The organism is Pseudoxanthomonas sp. LH2527 (genome assembly GCF_022539275.1).
Taxonomy (GTDB): Bacteria; Pseudomonadota; Gammaproteobacteria; order Xanthomonadales; family Xanthomonadaceae; genus Pseudoxanthomonas_A.
Window position 1 is genome coordinate 24,777 of sequence record NZ_JAKZBW010000007.1, and the last position, 18,322, is coordinate 43,098.

Sequence of the window (18,322 nt, forward strand, 5' to 3'; positions counted from 1 at the left end):
TGAGGGAGTCGCGAGTCTAGCGTAGGGCGGGCCTTGGCCCGCCGTCGTTGCCACGAAGTGTGTTGGCACTGTCCGCGATGCCGCGACACGGTGGGCTGGAGCCCCCCCTATGCCAGCAACAGCGTCGCGATGCTGCCCGCGGCGTCGCGGCCTTCCGCCACCGCGGTGACGACGAGATCCGCACCACGTACGGCGTCGCCGCCGGCGAACAGCTTGGGATGCGTCGTCTGGAAGGCGAGGCGGTCGCCGCCACCGACCACGATGCGGCCGTTCGGCGTGCCTTCCACGCCGAGCTCGGCCAGCCACGCGGGCACGCTGGGCGAGAAGCCGAACGCGATGATCACCACGTCCGCGTCCAGCAACGACTCGCTGCCTTCGATCGGCACCGCGCTCTGGCGGCCGCGCTCATCCGGTTCGCCGAGCGTCGTTTCCACCACCTGCACGCCGGCCACGCGGCCATCGTCGCCCGCCACGATGGCGAGCGGCTGGCGGTTGAACAGGAAGCGCACGCCTTCCTCGCGCGCATTGGCGACTTCGCGCGCGGACCCGGGCATGTTGGCTTCGTCGCGCCGATAGGCGCAGGTGACCTTGGCCGCGCCCAGGCGGATCGCACTGCGCACGCAGTCCATGCCGGTGTCGCCGCCGCCCAGCACGACCACGCGCTTGCCGTGCAGGTCGGGCAAGGCCAGCTTGTCTTCCCAGCCGGCGATCGGGCGGCCCCACGGATCGCTGCCGCCGACGATGCGGCCGTTCTGTACCAGGAAGGGCAGGGCAGGCAGCACGCCGTCCAGGTCCTGGCCCGGCAGCCCGCCATCGGTGTAGCGATAGGCGCCGGTGCCGAGGAAGACGGCGTCGTAGTCGTCCAGCAACTGCGCCAGGGCGACGTCGCGACCGACGTCCACGCCCAGGCGGAACTCCACGCCCATGCCCTCCAGCACCTCGCGGCGGGTGGCGATGACGCTCTTGTCGAGCTTGAAGCTGGGAATGCCGAACTGCAGCAGGCCGCCGATCTGTTCGTAGCGGTCGTAGACGACCGCCTGGATGCCGGCACGCGCCAGACGATCCGCGCAGCCGAGGCCCGCGGGCCCGGCGCCGATCACCGCCACCCGCTTGCCGGTCGGCTGCACGTCGCTCAGGTCGGGACGCCAGCCGTTGGCCAGCGCGGTGTCGACGATGTACTTCTCCGCCGCACCGATGGTCACCGCGCCGAATTCCTCCAGCGTGCAGCTGCCCTCGCACAGACGGTCCTGCGGACACACGCGACCGCAGACTTCCGGCAGCGGATTGGTGGAGTGGCAGAGCTCGGCCGCTTCCTCGATGCGGTTCTCCTGCAGCAGCTGCAGCCACTGCGGGATGGCGTTGTGCACCGGGCACTTCCAGCTGCAGTAGGGATTGCCGCAGTCCAGGCAACGACCGGCCTGGTACTGCGCTTCCTCCTTGCCGAACCTGCCGTACAGCTCGCCCCAGTCGCCGGACGTGCGCAGCTCCAGCGGGATGCGCTGCGGCATCGTGCGCGGCAGGTCGAGGAACTGGAATACCTGCTTCTTGCTCATGGGGTGCTGCTCTTCATCGCGATATACCCGTCGTCATCCCAGCGCACGCTGGGATCCATCTTGCTTCCATCTGCCGCCGCCGCATGCAACAGCCACATGGATTCCGGCTTTCGCCGGAATGACGGCCCGGGGCCCATCACGCAGCCCTCCGCAGGGTCTCGGTCAACGAATCGATGCTCGCCGCCTTCGGCTTCACCAGCCAGAACTTGCCCACGTAGTCGCGGAACTCGTCGAGGATCTGCTGCGCCCAGATGCTGCCGGTCAGTTCGCGGTGGCGGCTGACCAGGGTGTGCAGGTGCTGGCGATGGCTCTCGAAGCCTTCCGGGCTGATGCGGTGGATGTCGATCAGTTCGTGGTTGTAGCGGTCGACGAAGTCGCGGTCTAGGTCGAGCACGTAGGCCAGGCCGCCGGTGAAGCCGGCGCCGAAGTTCAGGCCCACCTTGCCCAGCACCAGCACGATGCCGTCGGTCATGTACTCGCAGCAGTGGTCGCCGGCGCCTTCGATGACGGCCAGTGCGCCGGAGTTGCGCACGCCGAAGCGCTCGCCCGCGCGTCCCGCCGCGAACAGCTCGCCACCGGTCGCGCCGTACAGGCAGGTGTTGCCGATGATCGGCGTGTTGCGCGCCTCGAAACGCGCGCCGCGCGGCGGACGCACCACCAGCCGGCCGCCGGCCATGCCCTTGCCCACGTAGTCGTTGGCTTCGCCTTCCAGCTCCATCTGCAGGCCACCGGCATTGAACGCGCCGAAGCTCTGCCCGGCGGTGCCGCGGAAGCGGAGCGTGATTGGCGCGTCGGCCATGCCGTGGTTGCCGTGCACGCGGGCAATGGTGCCGGACAGGCGCGTGCCGATGCTGCGGTCGGTGTTGTGGATCAGGAAGCGATGGTCGCCGCCGCGCTTCCTGCGGATCGGTTCGGCCAGCAGACCATCAAGCTGCGTGGCCAGGCTGTCGGGCGATTCGTACAGCCGTTGCGCCGCGCAGCTGTTGTTGTCGAACTGCGCGCCCTTCAGCAGGCGCGACAGGTCGATGTGGACGCCTTCGCGTGGCGAGGCGTCGATCTGCTGCAGCAGGTCGGTGCGGCCGACGATCTCGTCCAGCGAGCGCGCGCCAAGGTACGACAGCCACTGCCGCACTTCTTCGCTGAGCAGGCGGAAGAAGTTCTCCACGCGCTCGGGCAGGCCGGTGAAGTACTGCGTGCGCAGGCGCTCGTCCTGCGTGGCCACACCGGTGGCGCAGTTGTTGAGGTGGCAGATGCGCAGGTACTTGCAGCCCAGCACGATCATCGGGCCGGTGCCGAAGCCGAAGCTGTCGGCGCCGAGCAGCGCGGCCTTCACCACGTCCAGGCCGGTCTTCAGGCCGCCGTCGGTCTGCAGGACGGTGCGGTCGCGCAGCTGGTTCACCACCAGCGCGTGGTGCGCTTCGGCCACGCCGAGTTCCCACGGCACGCCGGCGTAGCGGATCGAACTGACCGGGCTGGCGCCGGTGCCGCCGTCGTGGCCGGAGATGGTGATCAGGTCCGCGCCGGCCTTCACCACCCCGGCGGCGATGGTGCCTACGCCGGCATGGCTGACCAGCTTCACCGACACCAGCGCGGTCGGATTGACCTGCTTGAGGTCGTAGATCAGCTGCGCGAGGTCTTCGATGGAATAGATGTCGTGGTGCGGCGGCGGCGAGATCAAGCCGATGCCGGGCCGGGCGTAGCGCAGCCGCGCGATCAGTTCGTTGACCTTGTGGCCGGGCAGCTGGCCGCCTTCGCCGGGCTTGGCGCCCTGCGCGACCTTGATCTGCAGCACTTCGGCATTGACCAGGTACTCCGGCGTCACGCCGAAACGGCCGGACGCGACCTGCTTGATCTTGCTGCGCTTCTCGGTGCCGTAGCGCGCCGGGTCTTCGCCGCCTTCACCGGAGTTGCTGCGGCCGCCCAGGCGGTTCATCGCGATGGCCAGCGCTTCATGCGCTTCCGGCGACAACGCGCCCAGGCTGATCGCGGCGCTGTCGAAACGGCGCAGCAGGTCGGCCGCACCGGCCACCTCGTCCATCGGCGTCGGCGTGTCGGCCTTCTTCAGCTGCAGCAGGTCACGCAGGGCGGACGGCGGACGCGTGTTCACCGCATCCGCATACGCCTGCCAGTCGCGGGCGTCGCCAGTGCGCGTGGCGCGCTGAAGGGTCATCACCACGTCCGGGTTGTACATGTGGTACTCGCCGCCGTGCACGTACTTCAGCAGGCCGCCGACCTCCGGCGACTCGCGGTCGTTCCAGGCGCGCGCATCCAGCTGGCGCGCTTCCAGGTCGAGCCGTTCGAAGCCGACGCCGCCGATGCGCGAAGGCGTTTCGGCGAAGCACAGGTCCACCACGTCCGGATCCAGGCCGACGATCTCGAACAGCTGCGCGCCGCGATAGCTGCTGATGGTGCAGATGCCCATCTTCGAGATGATCTTCGACAGGCCCTTGTAGACGCCCTTGCGGTAGCTGCGGCCGATCTGCGCCTGCTCGCCGCCCTTCTTGATCTGCAGGATGCCGCGCCGGCCCAGGTCGAACAGCGTCTGGTAGGCCAGGTACGGATACACCGCGGTGGCACCCACGCCGATCAGGCAGGCCATGTGGTGCGGATCGCGCGCGGTGCCGGTTTCGACGATCAGGTTGGCATCGCAGCGCAGGCCCACGCGGCAGAGGTGATGGTGAACCGCGCCGGTGGCCAGCAGCGCATGCGCCATCGGCCGGCCGGGCTGCGGGTAGCGGTCCGACAGCAGCAGCATGACCTCGCCATCGCGCGCGGCCTGTTCGGCCTGCCGGCAGATCCGCTCCAGTCCGGCCTTCAGGCCTTCCTCGGGCGAGTACGACAGATCGATCAGGCGATTCTTTTCGACGTACTGCGGCATCTTCAGCAACTGCCGCAGCTTGCGCTGGCTCAGCACCGGCGAGTTGAGGATGACGTGGTTCACCGTCTCCGCGCCGGCGTGGAAGATGTTGGTCTCCCGGCCCAGCTGGGTGGTCAGCGACATCACGCAGTCTTCGCGCAGCGGATCGATCGGCGGATTGGTGACCTGCGCGAACGCCTGGCGGAAGTAGTCGTACAGCGGCCGCGTCTGCCGGCTCAGCACCGCCATGGGCGTGTCGTCGCCCATCGAGCCGGTGGCTTCCTGCTCGGTTTCGGCGAGCGGGCGCAGCACGCCTTCGACTTCCTCCGAGGTCAGCTGGAACAGCTTGTGGTAGCCGCGCAGCGTCTTCTCGTCGAACGGCTCCTCGACCAGCGACGGATCGATCAGTTCGGTCTGCAGGTAGGTGACGCCCTGCTGCAGCCACTGCTTGTACGGCGCGCGGCCGCGGTTGATGCGGTCCACCGCCTCGCTGTCGAGCAGGTCGCCGCGGCGCAGGTCGATGGCCATCATCTCGCCCGGGCCCAGCTTGCCCTTGCGGGTAACGCGTTCCGCCGGCACTTCCCACACGCCGGCTTCGCTGGCGACGATGAAGTGGCGGTCGCTGGTCAGCATCCAGCGCGCCGGGCGCAGGCCGTTGCGGTCCAGCGTGCAGGCGGCGTAGCGCGCGTCCATCGAGACGATGCCGGCCGGACCGTCCCACGGTTCGGTGTTCAGGCCGTAGAACTCGTAGAACGCGGCGAGGTCGGCGTCCTTGAACTCCAGCGACTGCGTGGCCGGCGGCACCAGGATGCGCAGCGCCTGGATCAGCTCCATGCCGCCGGCGACCAGCAGCTCCAGCATGTTGTCCAGGCTCTGCGAGTCGGAGCCGTGCATCGAGATGACCGGGTCGAACTCGCCGATGTCGAACCACGGCGTCTTCCACACCTTGCTGCGCGCCTGCGCCCAGCGGCGGTTGCCCTCGATGGTGTTGATCTCGCCGTTGTGCGCCAGCAGGCGGAACGGATGCGCCAGCGGCCAGCGCGGCAGCGTGTTGGTGGAGAAGCGCTGGTGGAACACCACCGCGCTGCTGGCCAGTTCCGCGCGCTGCAGGTCCGGGTAGAACGCGGCCAGCTTGTCCGGCAGCACCATGCCCTTGTAGCCGATGGCATGCGGCGACAGCGTGACCACGTAGAAGTCGGACACGGACGTACGCAGCTGCTGTTCGGCGCGGCGGCGCGCGAGGAACAGCGCCAGCGAGAACGCTTCGTCCTTCTGGCCGTCGTCGGCCTCGACGTAGAGCTGTTCGATGCGCGGCAGCGTGTCCTTCGCCAGTTGGCCGCAGACGGCGTCGTGGGTGGGCGGCACGCGCCAGCCCTTCACCGCCACGCCGGCACGGAACAGTTCGGCTTCCAGCGTGGCGCGGCACTGCGCGGCCTGGGCGTCGTCATGCGGCAGGAACACCAGGCCGGACGCGAAGCGCGCGCCCAGCGCGATGCCGGCTTCGCTCGCCAGCGCGCGCAGGAAAGCCTCCGGTTTACGGATCAGCAAGCCGCAGCCGTCGCCGGTCAGCCCGTCAGCGGCCACGCCGCCACGATGGGTCATGCGCGACAGCGCGGCGATGGCGGTATCCACCAGCGCACGCGAGGGCTGATCGTCGAGTTGCGCGATCATGCCGAAGCCGCAGGCATCGCGCTCGTCGTTCGGATCGTACAGACCGTGGTCAAAGCCGCCTTGGCGATTGCGAGGGGCCATGTGTTGCCTCAAACCGGAGTGACGGCGACACCGTGCCCTGCCCGCGCAGCGGCACTTCGAAATGTCACCGGAAACCCGACTAAATCACAGTTGTTGCGATGCCGCAACAACACCTATGACGCACCAGTTGTTGGTTGCAACGGCAACTTTTCACGCGGCGTCCAAACCCGTTCGTCGCGCATGAAAAAGCCGCCTGTGCGGACACAGGCGGCGGGTCGTCGAAACGTGTCGCGGAGTATCTCAGCCGCAGTTGACCGAGGTCGCGGCGCCCTTGTCGTCGAGGATGATGTTCAGGCGGTTCGGATTGAAGTCCATCGTGGCGGCATCGCCGGGCTTGAGCGCGCGCACGGCCTGGGACTTGCTGTCGGTCTTCGCCTGTTCGATGTCCGTGTCGGTCGGCGTCTTGCCGATGATCCATTGCGCCTGGGTGTCGTCGCAGCTGCCGGCAAGTTCGGTCGGGGCCGGTGCCGCGGGCGCCGGTGCCGCGGCTTCGCTGGCGGCGGCCTGCGACTGTTCGGCGGCGGCGGTCTGCTCGTCGGATTCGGGCGCGCTGCACGCGGCCAGCGAGAGGGTCAGCAGCAGGGCGGGGATCGCCGTTCGGATCATGCGGAACTCCGGAGGATGGGTCTGAAGGAGAGATTACGCATCGGACATTCGCTAGTCGTTAAGCAGGGTCCGAGCGGTTCCGTCGATCAGGTGCGGCCGCCCCGACGCCGTTCGTGGTGAGCCTGTCGAACCACGCTCTTCGCGGCACGGCACGGCTGCCTCTATCTGCCGCACCATCGCAAGGCATGTGGTTCGACAGGCTCACCACGAACGGGCCGGAACCCCGGACCTTCTCAACCCGCCGCGGTACGCCGCCGTTCCAGCCACCAGAGCAGGCCGGCGGCAAACAGCCAGCCGAGGAACCAGGGCCATGCCGGCCCGCGGGCGCCTTCCGTCGTCGACGAGGCGGCGACGCTGGACGGGGAGCGCGATGCCAGCTGCCGTGTCTGTTCGCGCACCGCCATCGCGCGCAGCTGGGGTGCATCGTCCGCTGCGCGCACGTTGAACGGTGCGGTCGCCTCGCCGATGGTCAGCTGGTGCCAGCCGGCCATGCGTGGCCAGAAGCCGCCGCAGCCGGCGGCGCCGGTCGCCGGATCGCGCAGCAGGCGGGTGACGGTGCCATCCGGTGCGCTCACCTGCGCGCCGTCGGCGAGGCCGCACAGCGCCACGCGCTGCGGGACGCGGGCGTCGTCCGGCGCCGCCAGCGACAGCTCCGTGCCGGCACGCGCGAGCGTGCCGAGCGCCTGCGACCACAGCACGGCATGCGTATCGGCATGGCCGGTCAGGGCCAGCGTGTAGGTGTCGGTCGGCGTCCAGGCGCCGATGCGGCCGCGCCCTTCCGCACGCCACCACGCGACCACCGTGCCGTCGGCCGCGCGCAGTAGCGGGATCGCGTCCGCCGATGTCGTGCGCAACGCCCGCCGCGTCAGTGTCGGCAGGCCGGCCGGTACTGCGTCGGTATCCACAGGTGCGTCCGCCGTGCCGGCGCCGCGGCGCGCGCGCCAGGCGTCGTCGTCGGGCGCAGGACGCGGCAGCTTGAATTCCGCGTCATCGCCGCCGGTCAGCGCCAGGCCGAGCATGCGCTGCACGCCCGGCGCCAGCACGCCATCGGCACGCACCAGCACGCCCAGGCCGTCCCGGACCGCCGCCACGAGGGCTGCGCGCTGTCCGTCGCCGAGCGCGGCGGCGCTGCGCGCGTCCAGCAACACCAGGTCGAAGCGGCGCAACGTGTCGGCCGTCATCGGCAGCGGCGCATCGCCCAGCTGCAGCCCGCCGCCCAGGCTGATCTGCAGATGCAGCGGGATGCCGGCATCGGCGGCCCAGCGGCGCAGGTATTTCCATTCCGCATTCGGTGCGCCGGCCAAGGCCCAGACGCGCGGCGCCGGTGCGGGCTGCGTCCACACCGGCGCGGTGGCGGTGTCGATGACGGCACGCTTCGCATCCAGCACTTCGATGCGGAACTGCGCCGGCCCCGGCAAACGGCTCAGCCCGTCGAGGTGGAAGCCGCCCTGCGCATCGACCGTGGTCGCGTCGATCCGCTGGCCGGCCGGATCGCGCAGGACCACCGTCGCCTGCGGCACGCCGTGCACGCGGCCACTGGCGGTGAAGCCTGCGCCCGTCGCGACCGGAGCGATCGATGAGAGCTGCACGATGCCGTGCGGCAACGGCGCGGAGGAGAAGGCCAGTGCGCGTTCATCGACCGCGTCGCGGTCGCGTGCCTCCAGCCCGGCGCCGACGATGTGCAGCGCACGCACCTCCGGATGGCGGCGCAGCGCGGTGCCGAGGTCGGGAACGCGGTCGGCGTCGAGACCGGCCGGCGCTTCCGGCAGCGCGACGTGCGGCTGGCCGTCCAGCGATGCGGGCAGGGCGACGCGATCCGCCTGCGCGGTCATCACCACCAGCGTGCCGGTGGTCGTGGTCTGTCGTGGCGGCAGCAGGGTGAAGTAGAGCAGCAGCGCGACCACGGGTTGCAGCAGGCACAGCAACGCGAAACGGATCGGTGAACCGCGACGGTCGTGTGGCGCGCGGCGGCGCCACAATGCGAGGCGCAGCCACGCCATCGCGACGGCCAGCGTCAGCAGACCGGCCAGCAGCAGCGGCAGCGACGTGGCCACGTTCATCGCGCCGCCTCCTGCCGCAGGGCATCCAGGTAACGACGCCCGGCGGCGTCGGTCGCGCCGCGTCGCGGCACCTGCGCGGCGGGCTGTGCCGAGGCGGACCACAGCAGCGAACGCAGCCGCTGCCGGCAGGGCGCGCAATCCGGGTCGCCGCGCACCTCGTCGATGGCCGCGAACAGGTCCAGCGCATCCGGCACGCGCGCTTCGTTGCGGCGCAGCCAGGCCTGCAACGCCTCCAGGTCGGCGGCATCCGCGGGCACGCGGTCGTTCGCCAGCGCAGCCCAGGCACGCGCGGGCGCCGGCGCTTCGTCGTCCTGCGGACGCGCGAGCGGCCCGAGCGCGCGCGGGGCGATGCCGGTGCGGTCGCCGCCCATCCTGCGCGTCTCGTCGATCGGCGGCAGTTCCGGCCCCACCCGCGCCAGGTAGATGCGCGTGGCCTGCTGCACCTGCTTGATGTACTCCAGCGCCTTGTAGGCGAACGGCAAAGCCTGGTCCGGATGACCCTGGCGCAGGTGCAGTTCCGATTGCCACATCTGGTCCAGCGCCTTCTTCAACGTCGCACGCGTTTCCGGGTCGAGCAGGGTCGCGGCTTCGGCATGGTCGTGGGTGTGGCCGTACGCCTCCAGCACGTCGGCTTCGCGGCCGAAGCTGGTGCCGGTCGCGCTGGTGGCCTCGCCATGCCCGTGGCCGTCGTCGGCCTGCGCAGCTTCGCCGGCGTGGTCGTGGCCGTCGTCGTCCGTGTGTACTTCTTCCGCATCATTGGTCGGCGGCGGTTGCGGCTCGCCTTCGGCTTCTTCGCCGAGGAACTGGCCATAACGCAACCTCAGGATGCGCTGGTCCACGCCGATCGCGTCGGCGCGTTCGACGAAGCGCTCCGCCGGCAGGCTGCGCTTCTGCTTCTGCAGCGCTTCGGCGTCGATGATGATCTGGCGCTGGCTGCGAAAGTAGGCCGGCATCACCTTCTTCACCAGCCCTTCCAGTCCGGCGCTCTCCTGGCCCAGGTCGGCCGGCCAGCGCAGGATCAGGCCGGGACTCTGCGCGCGCTGCGGCGCGGGCGAACGTGTGTCCTGCACGGTGAGCTGCGCGATCAGGTCGTCGCCCACCGCGATGCCCAGCGCCTTCAGGTCCAGCGAGGCGGTGAAGCGGCGTGCCGTCGCCGGACCGGTGCCACGCAGCGTCATCACCTGTTCCTTGAAGGCGATGTTCTCGCCGCTGCCTTGCGCGAGCGTCAGCTTCAGCGTGGCGGTCGGCGCGATGCCGTAGTCGTCGCGCGCCTCGAAGGCCAGCGGCCACCGCGTCTGCCCGACCGTCACCAGACTGAGGCCGCGGTCCGGCGCGAGGACTTTCACCTCCGGCGCACGGTCGGGCATCGCATCCAGCCGGCGCAGCCTGGTCGGCGGCTGGCCTTCGGTGCCGGCCGCGACCACGCGGTACAGCGTCGACTTCGCCAGCACATGCGTCGCCTGCCACGTGTCGCCGTCGCGTGTCAGCGCGATGCGCTGGCCATCGTGGAAGACCAGCGCCGCCGTGGACGGTTGCGGCTCGAAGCGCAGCGTCCACGCCAGCCGCGAGCCGGCGGGCGCCTTGGCGTCAAGCGAGACCTCGTCACGCCCGGCGAGGCCGGTGTAGGCGGGCGGCACCACGTGCAGGCGTTGCGCGACGAGGTGCGGGATGCCGGGCGCAGTGGGGACCGGCTCGTCGGAAGGCTGGAGCGCGCCGGGTCCGGTTGCGCGACCGGGCCATAACAGCGCCGTCGCCATCACGACGGCGGCCGCGATCCACAGTGCGACGATGCGCGCCCACGGCCACGGCGTGCGAAGGTCCGGCGCCGGCTGCGCGCGCAGGCGTTCGCGCACGCGCGCCTGCTGCAACTGCTGCAGGGGCGTCAACGACGCGGGTGGCGTCAGCAGCAGGTCGGTGCTGTCGTCGAGATCGGCGCGCCGCGCATCCAGTTGCCGCACCAGCCAGGGCGTGTCGAACGCACGCGTCCGTCGCCACGCGAGGATCGCGAGCAGCGCGATGCCGATGACGGCGATCGTGGTCGCAATGCCGGGCGATGTCACCCGCCACAGCACACTGCCGACCGCCACCGGGATCGCCGCGCCCAGCAGCAGCTGGCCTAGCAGCGCATGCCGGCGCGCCTGCCCCAGACGGTCGCTTGCGGACGGCGTCATGGCGCCACGCCTCGTATGCGGCGCGTCGCCATCCAGCGCTCCACCAGCACCAGCAGGACGATCAGCAGCGCCAGCCATGGCTGCAGGTCGCGCGGTGCGACCGGATACGTCGCGCCCCCGGTCGCCGGCGCGTAGTCGGTCGCCAGCACGCGGCGGGGAGACGCAACGGGCGTATCGAACAGCGCACGCAGGCGTTGCGGAAAATCGGCCTCGACCAGTTCAGGCATCGCATCCGCCCGCAGCGGACGGGTGAAGCGCAGCACGCGGCCCTTGCCGCGTGTGGCCGCTTCGACCAGCGCGGCGCCATCGGCATCGCGCCACGGCGTCGTGCCGGCGGTGAAGCCGTCGAGCGTGCTGTCGTTCGCCAGCAGCGCCGTGCCGCCGGCCGCGATCCACTGCACGACGGCTGCGGGCACCGGGCCGGGCACCAGCCAGGCCAGCGGCATCGTGGTGGCAGGCAGTGCTTCGTCAGCCGTGCCGACCTGCAGCGTCGACGACGTCGAGGTCGCGGGTTGCCACGCCAGCGCAGCAGCACGCAGATAGCGCAGCCCCGTGTCGTTGCCTGCCGCATGGCGCACGGCCAGTGTGGGCGGCGGCGACGCGGGCGCGGCCGGTGCCGCCATCGCGCCATCGACGACGGTCCAGGTCACTGCGCGCGACAGCACCGGACGCTCCGCATCCGCGCCCTGCAGCGTCGCCGGCACGACGACGGTCAGCGGCGTGCCCGGCGGGAGTTCGGCATCCAGTTGACGCAGCAGGCTGCCGATGGCCGGAGTTGCTGCAGGCGCGGCCTCGTCGAACGACGGAAACCCGGAGGCCAGCCAGTGCAGGCGCGAGTCCGCATCCGTTGCCTGCGCGCGTACCGCGGCGGCATCCACGCCAGGCACGGCAACGACCCACGGACGCGTCTCATCCATGCCCGACAGCACGGGTCTGGCCAGCCACAGCGCCAGCAGCGCGAGCAGCAGCAGCCGAAGCAGCAGCAGCGGCCATTCGTCGAAGCGGATGCGGTGGCGTGGCTTGGGCTTCTGCCGCAGCCAGCGCAGCGCGGCGAAGTCGGTTGGCGTCTGTTCGTGGCGGCGCGCCAGGTGCAGCAGCAGCGGCACCAGCAACGCCGCGAGCGCGGCCAGTCCTGCGGGCAGCAGCAGCGCCAGGTTCATGCGTACTCCGCCGCGTCGCGCGCGCCGAATAGCCGCCGCAGCGGCAGGTCCAGCGGTTGATCGGTGTAGTAACGCGCATGGCGGATGCCGCTGGCATCCAGTCGCGCATCCAGAAGGCGCTGCGCCTCGGCGAAACGTTGCAGGTAATCCGCACGCAGCGCGGCGGCATCGCCAAGCAGCTCTTCCCCTGTCTCCGGGTCACGGAAGCGGTGGCCGCCGGTGAACGGGAAGTCGCGCTCGTCCGCGGTCAGCAACTGGATCGCCAGTACCTCGCGGCGGGCGGCGGCCAGGCGTTCGATCAATGCGACCATCGCCTCATCGAAGCCGTCGCTCAGCGTCATCACCAGGTCGCCGGCACCGATGCGTTCCCATACCGGCGCAAGCCTGTCAGCCGCAGGAAACGTCCCGCCGGCCGCCAGGCCGTGCAGCGCCAGCAGCAGCTGGTCGCGCTGGCGCGCGCCGTGGCCGGGCGACACCCGCCGCACGCCATCGCCGTGCAGCACCAGCAGGCCGAAGCGGTCGCCCTGGCGCAGCGCCAGTTCGGCGATGCAGGCGGCCAGCCGGCGCGCCGCATCGAAGCGGGTGCCACGCTCGCCATCGCGCTGGGTCATCGAGGCGGTGGCGTCGAGCACGATCCACACCGTCAGCGGACTCTCGCGTTCCGCTTCGCGCACGAAGAAGCGGTCCGAGCGCGCGTACAGCTTCCAGTCGATCTGCCGCAGTTCGTCGCCGGGCTCGTAGGCGCGGTATTGCGCGAACTCCAGCCCGGCACCGCGGCTGCGGCTGTGGTGCACGCCGATCCCCTGCGCGCCGATCGCGCGGCGCGCGGTCAGCCGCAGGTCCTTCAACCGGCTGCGGACGTCGGCGGGGATCAGGTCGTGCGCCATGGAATCCCGATCAGGCGGCGAGCGGCACGCCGCGCAGCAGCGCGGCGATCACGTCGTCGGCGCTGACCTGCTCGGCCTCGGCGGCGAACGACAGCAGCAGGCGGTGGCGCATCACCGGTTTGGCCAGCGCGACGATGTCCTCGCGCGTCGCCGCCAGGCGGCCGTGCAGCAGCGCGCGCGCCTTCGCCGCCAGCACCAGCGACTGGCCGGCGCGCGGACCGGCGCCCCAGCGCACGTACTTGCGGATCTCGTCCGGCACGCCGTCGCCGGGCCGGCTGGCGCGTACCAGTTTGGTGATCCAGCGCAGCAGGTCCTCGCTGACGTGCACGTCGCGCACATGCTTCTGCAGCGCCAGCACTGCTTCGCCCTCCATCACCCGCGGCACCGCGCCGCCGGCGCGGCCGGTGGTCTGCGCCAGGATGTCGTGCTCTTCCTGTTCGGTCGGATAGTCCACGCGGATGTGCAGCAGGAAGCGGTCGAGCTGGGCTTCCGGCAGCGGATAGGTGCCCGCCTGTTCCAGCGGGTTCTGCGTGGCCAGCACGAAGAACGGCGAGGGCAGGGCGTGCGTGGTGCCCGCATAGCTGACGGTGCGTTCCTGCATCGCCTCGAGCAGCGCGGCCTGCGTCTTCGGCGGCGTGCGGTTCAGTTCGTCGGCGAGCAGCAGGTGGGTGAAGATCGGACCCGGCTGGAAACGGAAATGGCGGTGGCCGGTGCCGTGGTCTTCCTCCAGCAGCTCGGTGCCGAGGATGTCGCTGGGCATCAGGTCGGGCGTGAACTGCACGCGGCGGAACTGCAGGTGCAGCGCCTCGCCCAGCGAGCGCACCAGCAGCGTCTTGCCCAGGCCGGGCACGCCTTCGAGCAGGCAGTGGCCGCCGGCGAGCAGGCCGATCAGCAGCTGCTCGACCACGTCCTGCTGGCCGACGATGGCCTGGCCGATGGCGGCGCGGAGTTCGCCCAGTTTCGCGAGCTGCTGCTGGAGGTCGGATTCGGTGAGGGAGTCGGTCATCGTGTTTCCAGAGAAATGTGTAGGAGCGCCCCATGGGCGCGATGCTTCTGCCGCGCAGCATCCGAAGCAAGGGCATCGCGCCCATGGGGCGCTCCTACGGCAGGAAGGAAGGTCGCGCTCATGTCGTCAGCGCATAGATCACGAGGTTGACGCCGAACTTCGTGTTGTCCTCGGCCAAGAAGCGCTTGTTGCGCCAGTCGTAGTCCCACTCGCAGCCATAGTCCTTGTTGCTGTAGAGCACGCCGAGGCGGCCGTTGATCTCGATGCCCTGCAGGTACTCGTGCACCAAGTCGTCGCCCCAGCCGTTGAGCTCGAAGCTCGTCGCGGGCGGGCCGTCGAACTTGAAGAAGGAGGAATAGATCGCGTGGGTGTTCGGCAGTTTCTTCATCGCCTTGGCGCCGAAGATCGCCGCCATCTGCGCCTCGAACGACTTGGCGAACAGGCCATCGATGTCGTGGTTGCAATCGTCGACGAAGACGAAGCCGCCGTTGCGCACGTAACGCTCGAAGTTGCGCTTCTCCTGCGGATTGAAGTCCACCAGCTTGTGCCCGGCCAGGTAGCAGAACGGCGCGGCCAGCATGCGCGGGTCGGACAGCGCCAGCACGTGCTCCTTCGGGTCCACGCGCAGGCTGGTGTAGTCGATCAGCGAGGTGATCAGGTTGGACGGCATGCGCGCGTCCACGTCCCAGTCGCCGGAGTCGTATTTCAGGCGGGTGAAACGGAAGTCGTAGTTGCCCGCCGCACGTGTGCTGCGCGATGCGCCGGCCAGCAGCGCGCCGGTCAGACCGCCTGCCATGAGGCGCAGGAACTCGCCGCGCGTCATCGCCATAGGAAACGGCCCCTTCCCCCGCATGCGGGGGAAGGCTGGGATGGGGGCAAGGGCAGAAGGGGTTTCATCGAAGGGCGTGGAAAATGGGGGCGGGCTTCGGTGCGCGTCGTGCTGCGGAACGCATGCGGCTTCGTCGGGCCCCCACCCCAGCCCTCCCCCGCTTGCGGGGGAGGGGGCAGAACACTTACACCGCGTCCGACAACGAGGTGAAGGTGAAGTCGCGCAGCTTCATCGGCGGGATCATCATCACGAAGCTGGACTCGTCGCCGGCCACCCGGACAGGCTTGCCCAGTTCCTCGATGTTGTTGAGCATGATCACCGGCGACTCGTTGAAGCGGAAGTTCTTCACCGGGTACTTGATCTGGCCGTTCTCGATGTAGAAGGTGCCGTCGCGGGTCAGGCCGGTCAGCAGCACGGTCTGCGGATCGACCATGCGGATGTACCAGGTGCGGGTGACCAGGATGCCCTTCTGCGTGCTGGCGACCAGCTCGGCGGTGGACTTGGTGCCGCCGGCGACCAGCAGGTTGCCCGGCGAACCGACCGCGCGCTTGCCCTGCTTCTGCGCCCAGAAGCGCGAGTACTCCAGGTTGACCACCTTGCCGTTCTCGACGATGGCCATCTTCTCGCGCGGCAGGCCCTCGCTGTCCCACGGCATCACTTCGGCGCCGGGGTGCCAGGGGTCGGCGCTGATGTTGACGCGCGGGTCGTAGACCTGCTCGCCCAGCTTGTTGCCGCCGCCCTTCTTGGACAGGAAGCTGCGGCCTTCGTCGGCCTGGCGCGCGTCGAAGAAGTTCATCATGAAGGAGATCAGGCCGGCGGCCGCGGCCGGCTCCAGGATGACCGTGTACTTGCCCGGCTCCAGCGCCTTGGCTTCGGCCGATTCGCTGGCCTTGCGCATCGCGGTGCGGATATCGCTGTCGGCCTTGAATGCGTTGGCATCCTTCAGGTTGCGGCCGACCCAGCCGGAACCGCGGCCGTCCTCGGTGCGCACGGTGCAGGTGTAGTTGAACGCGGTGGCCTTCTGGTAGCCGAAGTTGCCCTTGCTGTTGGCGAAGGCGACGAAGCTCTGGCCGTCTTCCAGGAAGCCGGCGGCGATCAGCTTCTCGGCCTTGCAGGGCGCGATGGAATCGGCCGCGACCTGGGCACGGAATTCCGGCGTGATGGCGGCGGTGGATTCGCTGAAGGTGGGCGAGGGCTTGTAGGTCTGCTTCTCGACGGCCGGCATGAACTCGGGGTTCTCCGGCGCCAGGCGGGCGAGGTCTTCGGCGCGGCGGACCACGCGCTCCAGCGCGGCGTCGTCGAACTCGTTGATCGTCGCTACGCCGGTGCGCTTGCCGAAGGCCACCTGCACGGCCAGGTCGGTGTTGCTGACGATGCCGCTGGTGGAAACGTTGTTCAGCGCGAAACGGATGTTGCCGTCGACGGAGCCGGTGAGGGACGCGGTGCACTCGTCGGCCTTGGACAGCGCCAGGACCTTGTCGAGGATGGCCTTGGCCTGCGCTTCGGTGAGGATGCTCATGTTCTGGTGATCTCCTTAAGCGCCGGTCAGCCGAGCGAGCGGGCGGTATTGATGACGTTCATGCCGTTGAAGCGCGCGGTGGACGACCCGTGCGAGACCGCGGACACCTGGCCGGGCTGGCCCTTGCCGTCGAAGAACGAGCCGCCCAGGCGGTAGTCGCTCTCGTCGCAGATCGCGGTGCAGGCGTTCCAGAATTCCGGCGTGCGGATCTGGTAGGCCACGTCTTCGAGCTGCTGGGTGATCTTGCCGTTCTTGATCTCGTAGAACAGCTGGCCGCCGAACTGGGCGTTGTAGCGCTGCTGGTCGATCGAGAACGAACCGTCGCCGATGATGTAGATGCCGTTCTCGACGTCCTTGATCATGTCGGCCACCGACAGCTTGTCCTTGCCGGGCGCCAGCGACACGTTGGCCATGCGCTGGAACTGCACGCTGCTCCACGAATCGGCGTAGCAGCAGCCGTCGGAGGCGTCCTTGCCCAGGATGTGGGCCTGGTCGCGGATGGTCTGGTAGTCGACCAGCTTGCCTTCCTTCACCAGGTCCCAGCGCTTGGTCTTGACGCCTTCGTCGTCGTAGCCCACCGCGCCCAGGCTGCCGGTCTGCACCTTGTCGGCAAACAGGTTGACGATGCCGCTGCCGTACTGGAACGCCTCGTTGCGCTTGTCCAGCGTGGCGAAGCTGGTGCCGGCGTAGTTGGCTTCGTAGCCGAGCACGCGGTCCAGTTCCAGCGGATGGCCGACGTTCTCGTGGATGGTCAGCCAGGTGTGCGACGGATCCAGTACCAGGTCGTACTTGCCCGGCTTGACCGACGGCGCGGTCAGCTTGGCGCGCGCCTGCTTGGCGGACGCGATGGCGTCCTCCTTCATGTCGTAGGACAGGCCGTAATTGATGACCCCATTCGGCGTGGTGTACTTCTGCGAGGCATCGCCGTCCAGGTACTCGTAACCCATGCCGACCGGCGAGGACAGGCCGTCGCGGGTGCGGAACTTGCCCGTCGCCTTGTCGATCGCGGTGACCGTCATCGGTACCCAGAGGCGGTGCACGTCCTGGTCGATGAAGGAGCCGTCGGTGCTGGCGAAGTACTTCTGCTCGTTGACCACGAACATCATCGAGTTGACGAAGTCGGCGCCGGCATTGATCGCGGCGGCGTTGACGCCCAGCAGCAGGTCGACCTTGTCCTTGATCGGCACCTCCATCGCGTTCTTCTTGATCGGCGTCTTCCACGACACCTCGCCGAAGCCCGGCGCCTTGGCCAGCTGCACCGGCGCGGTCTGGGTCTTGCTGTTGGCGGTGGCGATGGCGGCGGCCTGGCGCGCGGCACTGGCCACGCCTTCGGCGGTCAGCGTGTTGGTGGCGGCGAAGCCCCAGGCGCCATTGGCGATCACGCGGATGCCGGCGCCGGTGGACTCGGTGTTCACCACGTTCTGCACCTTGTCCTCGCGGGTGATCACGAACTGGCGCAGGTAGCGGCCGATGCGCACGTCGCAGTAGGTGGCGCCGGCCTGCTTGGCCGCGGCCAGCGCGGCGTCGGCCAGCCGCTTCTTCAGCGCGACATCGAGGGTGGACTGGAGTTGCTCGGCGGCGATCGCCTTGCCGAAGTAGGACGGCACCATCAGGCCGCCCACGGTCAGGCCGGTCAGGGCCAGGAAGTCACGACGTTGCAAGGCTGTTCTCCACCATGGGGCCTGCGCAGGCAGGCGGGGACTGCGACGGACGCGTTGAGCCCCGCGCCATGTCCACCGCGCGGGTCAGCCCCGATTCTTGCGCCGGGGTGGAGACAGCGTCAAATGACTTTAGGCATAGATGAAGCCCGTCAACGTGATCGAACGCACCCTCCTGGGTTCGCGGGCACACCTCGAACCGTCATCCCAGCGCACGCTGGGATCCATTTGGATTTTGATCTTCCAGTCTGATTCTGAGCAAAG

The 18,322-nt window shown here is 69.5% G+C and carries 11 protein-coding genes; all 11 read right to left on the bottom strand.

Annotated features, from left to right (window positions below; all coding sequences use genetic code 11):
* Positions 1-107 precede the first annotated feature (107 nt).
* The 11 genes from MMG85_RS05740 to MMG85_RS05790 all read right to left on the bottom strand — a co-directional run bounded on the left by MMG85_RS05740 (position 108) and on the right by MMG85_RS05790 (position 18,061).
* Entirely contained in the window at positions 108-1,553 is a 1,446-nt protein-coding gene (locus MMG85_RS05740; protein ID WP_241045157.1) for an FAD-dependent oxidoreductase, read from the bottom strand.
* 136 nt (positions 1,554-1,689) lie between these two features.
* Positions 1,690-6,162, bottom strand: coding sequence for a glutamate synthase large subunit (gene gltB / locus MMG85_RS05745; RefSeq protein WP_241045158.1), 4,473 nt, complete (start codon positions 6,160-6,162; stop codon positions 1,690-1,692).
* 240 nt (positions 6,163-6,402) lie between these two features.
* A complete protein-coding gene (locus MMG85_RS05750) occupies positions 6,403-6,768 on the bottom strand; it encodes an I78 family peptidase inhibitor (protein ID WP_241045159.1) in 366 nt (121 codons plus the stop codon).
* Positions 6,769-7,001: 233 nt separating this feature from the next.
* Positions 7,002-8,828, bottom strand: coding sequence for a carboxypeptidase regulatory-like domain-containing protein (locus MMG85_RS05755; protein WP_241045160.1), 1,827 nt, complete (start codon positions 8,826-8,828; stop codon positions 7,002-7,004).
* Positions 8,825-10,999 (bottom strand): DUF4175 domain-containing protein, encoded by a 2,175-nt coding sequence (locus tag MMG85_RS05760; protein WP_241045161.1) that lies wholly within the window; start codon positions 10,997-10,999, stop codon positions 8,825-8,827. The genes MMG85_RS05755 and MMG85_RS05760 overlap by 4 nt, the downstream gene beginning before the upstream one ends.
* On the bottom strand, positions 10,996-12,159 hold the full coding sequence (locus tag MMG85_RS05765; protein ID WP_241045162.1) for a BatA domain-containing protein: 1,164 nt from the start codon (positions 12,157-12,159) through the stop codon (positions 10,996-10,998). Before MMG85_RS05765 ends, MMG85_RS05760 begins: the two co-directional genes overlap by 4 nt.
* Positions 12,156-13,046 (bottom strand): DUF58 domain-containing protein, encoded by an 891-nt coding sequence (locus MMG85_RS05770; RefSeq protein ID WP_241045163.1) that lies wholly within the window; start codon positions 13,044-13,046, stop codon positions 12,156-12,158. Before MMG85_RS05770 ends, MMG85_RS05765 begins: the two co-directional genes overlap by 4 nt.
* Before the next feature lie 10 nt (positions 13,047-13,056).
* Entirely contained in the window at positions 13,057-14,052 is a 996-nt protein-coding gene (locus MMG85_RS05775; protein WP_241045164.1) for a MoxR family ATPase, read from the bottom strand.
* Between the two features lie 118 nt (positions 14,053-14,170).
* Entirely contained in the window at positions 14,171-14,875 is a 705-nt protein-coding gene (locus MMG85_RS05780) for a DUF4159 domain-containing protein (protein ID WP_241045246.1), read from the bottom strand.
* A 190-nt stretch (positions 14,876-15,065) separates the two neighbouring features.
* Positions 15,066-16,400: a TldD/PmbA family protein gene (locus tag MMG85_RS05785; RefSeq protein WP_241045165.1), complete on the bottom strand. Its 1,335-nt coding sequence runs from the start codon at positions 16,398-16,400 to the stop codon at positions 15,066-15,068.
* A gap of 26 nt (positions 16,401-16,426) precedes the next feature.
* On the bottom strand, positions 16,427-18,061 hold the full coding sequence (locus MMG85_RS05790) for a TldD/PmbA family protein (protein ID WP_241045166.1): 1,635 nt from the start codon (positions 18,059-18,061) through the stop codon (positions 16,427-16,429).
* Positions 18,062-18,322 lie beyond the last annotated feature (261 nt).

Bases quoted from the DNA above. Each gene is read 5' to 3' on its own strand.
- MMG85_RS05740 (WP_241045157.1), bottom strand. From the start codon at position 1,553: ATGAGCAAGAAGCAGGTATTCCAGTTCCTCGACCTGCCGCGCACGATG.
- MMG85_RS05785 (WP_241045165.1), bottom strand. From the start codon at position 16,400: ATGAGCATCCTCACCGAAGCGCAGGCCAAGGCCATCCTCGACAAGGTC.
- MMG85_RS05755 (WP_241045160.1), bottom strand. From the start codon at position 8,828: ATGAACGTGGCCACGTCGCTGCCGCTGCTGCTGGCCGGTCTGCTGACG.
- MMG85_RS05765 (WP_241045162.1), bottom strand. From the start codon at position 12,159: ATGAACCTGGCGCTGCTGCTGCCCGCAGGACTGGCCGCGCTCGCGGCG.
- MMG85_RS05760 (WP_241045161.1), bottom strand. From the start codon at position 10,999: ATGACGCCGTCCGCAAGCGACCGTCTGGGGCAGGCGCGCCGGCATGCG.
- MMG85_RS05770 (WP_241045163.1), bottom strand. From the start codon at position 13,046: ATGGCGCACGACCTGATCCCCGCCGACGTCCGCAGCCGGTTGAAGGAC.
- MMG85_RS05750 (WP_241045159.1), bottom strand. From the start codon at position 6,768: ATGATCCGAACGGCGATCCCCGCCCTGCTGCTGACCCTCTCGCTGGCC.
- gltB (WP_241045158.1), bottom strand. From the start codon at position 6,162: ATGGCCCCTCGCAATCGCCAAGGCGGCTTTGACCACGGTCTGTACGAT.
- MMG85_RS05775 (WP_241045164.1), bottom strand. From the start codon at position 14,052: ATGACCGACTCCCTCACCGAATCCGACCTCCAGCAGCAGCTCGCGAAA.
- MMG85_RS05780 (WP_241045246.1), bottom strand. From the start codon at position 14,875: ATGACGCGCGGCGAGTTCCTGCGCCTCATGGCAGGCGGTCTGACCGGC.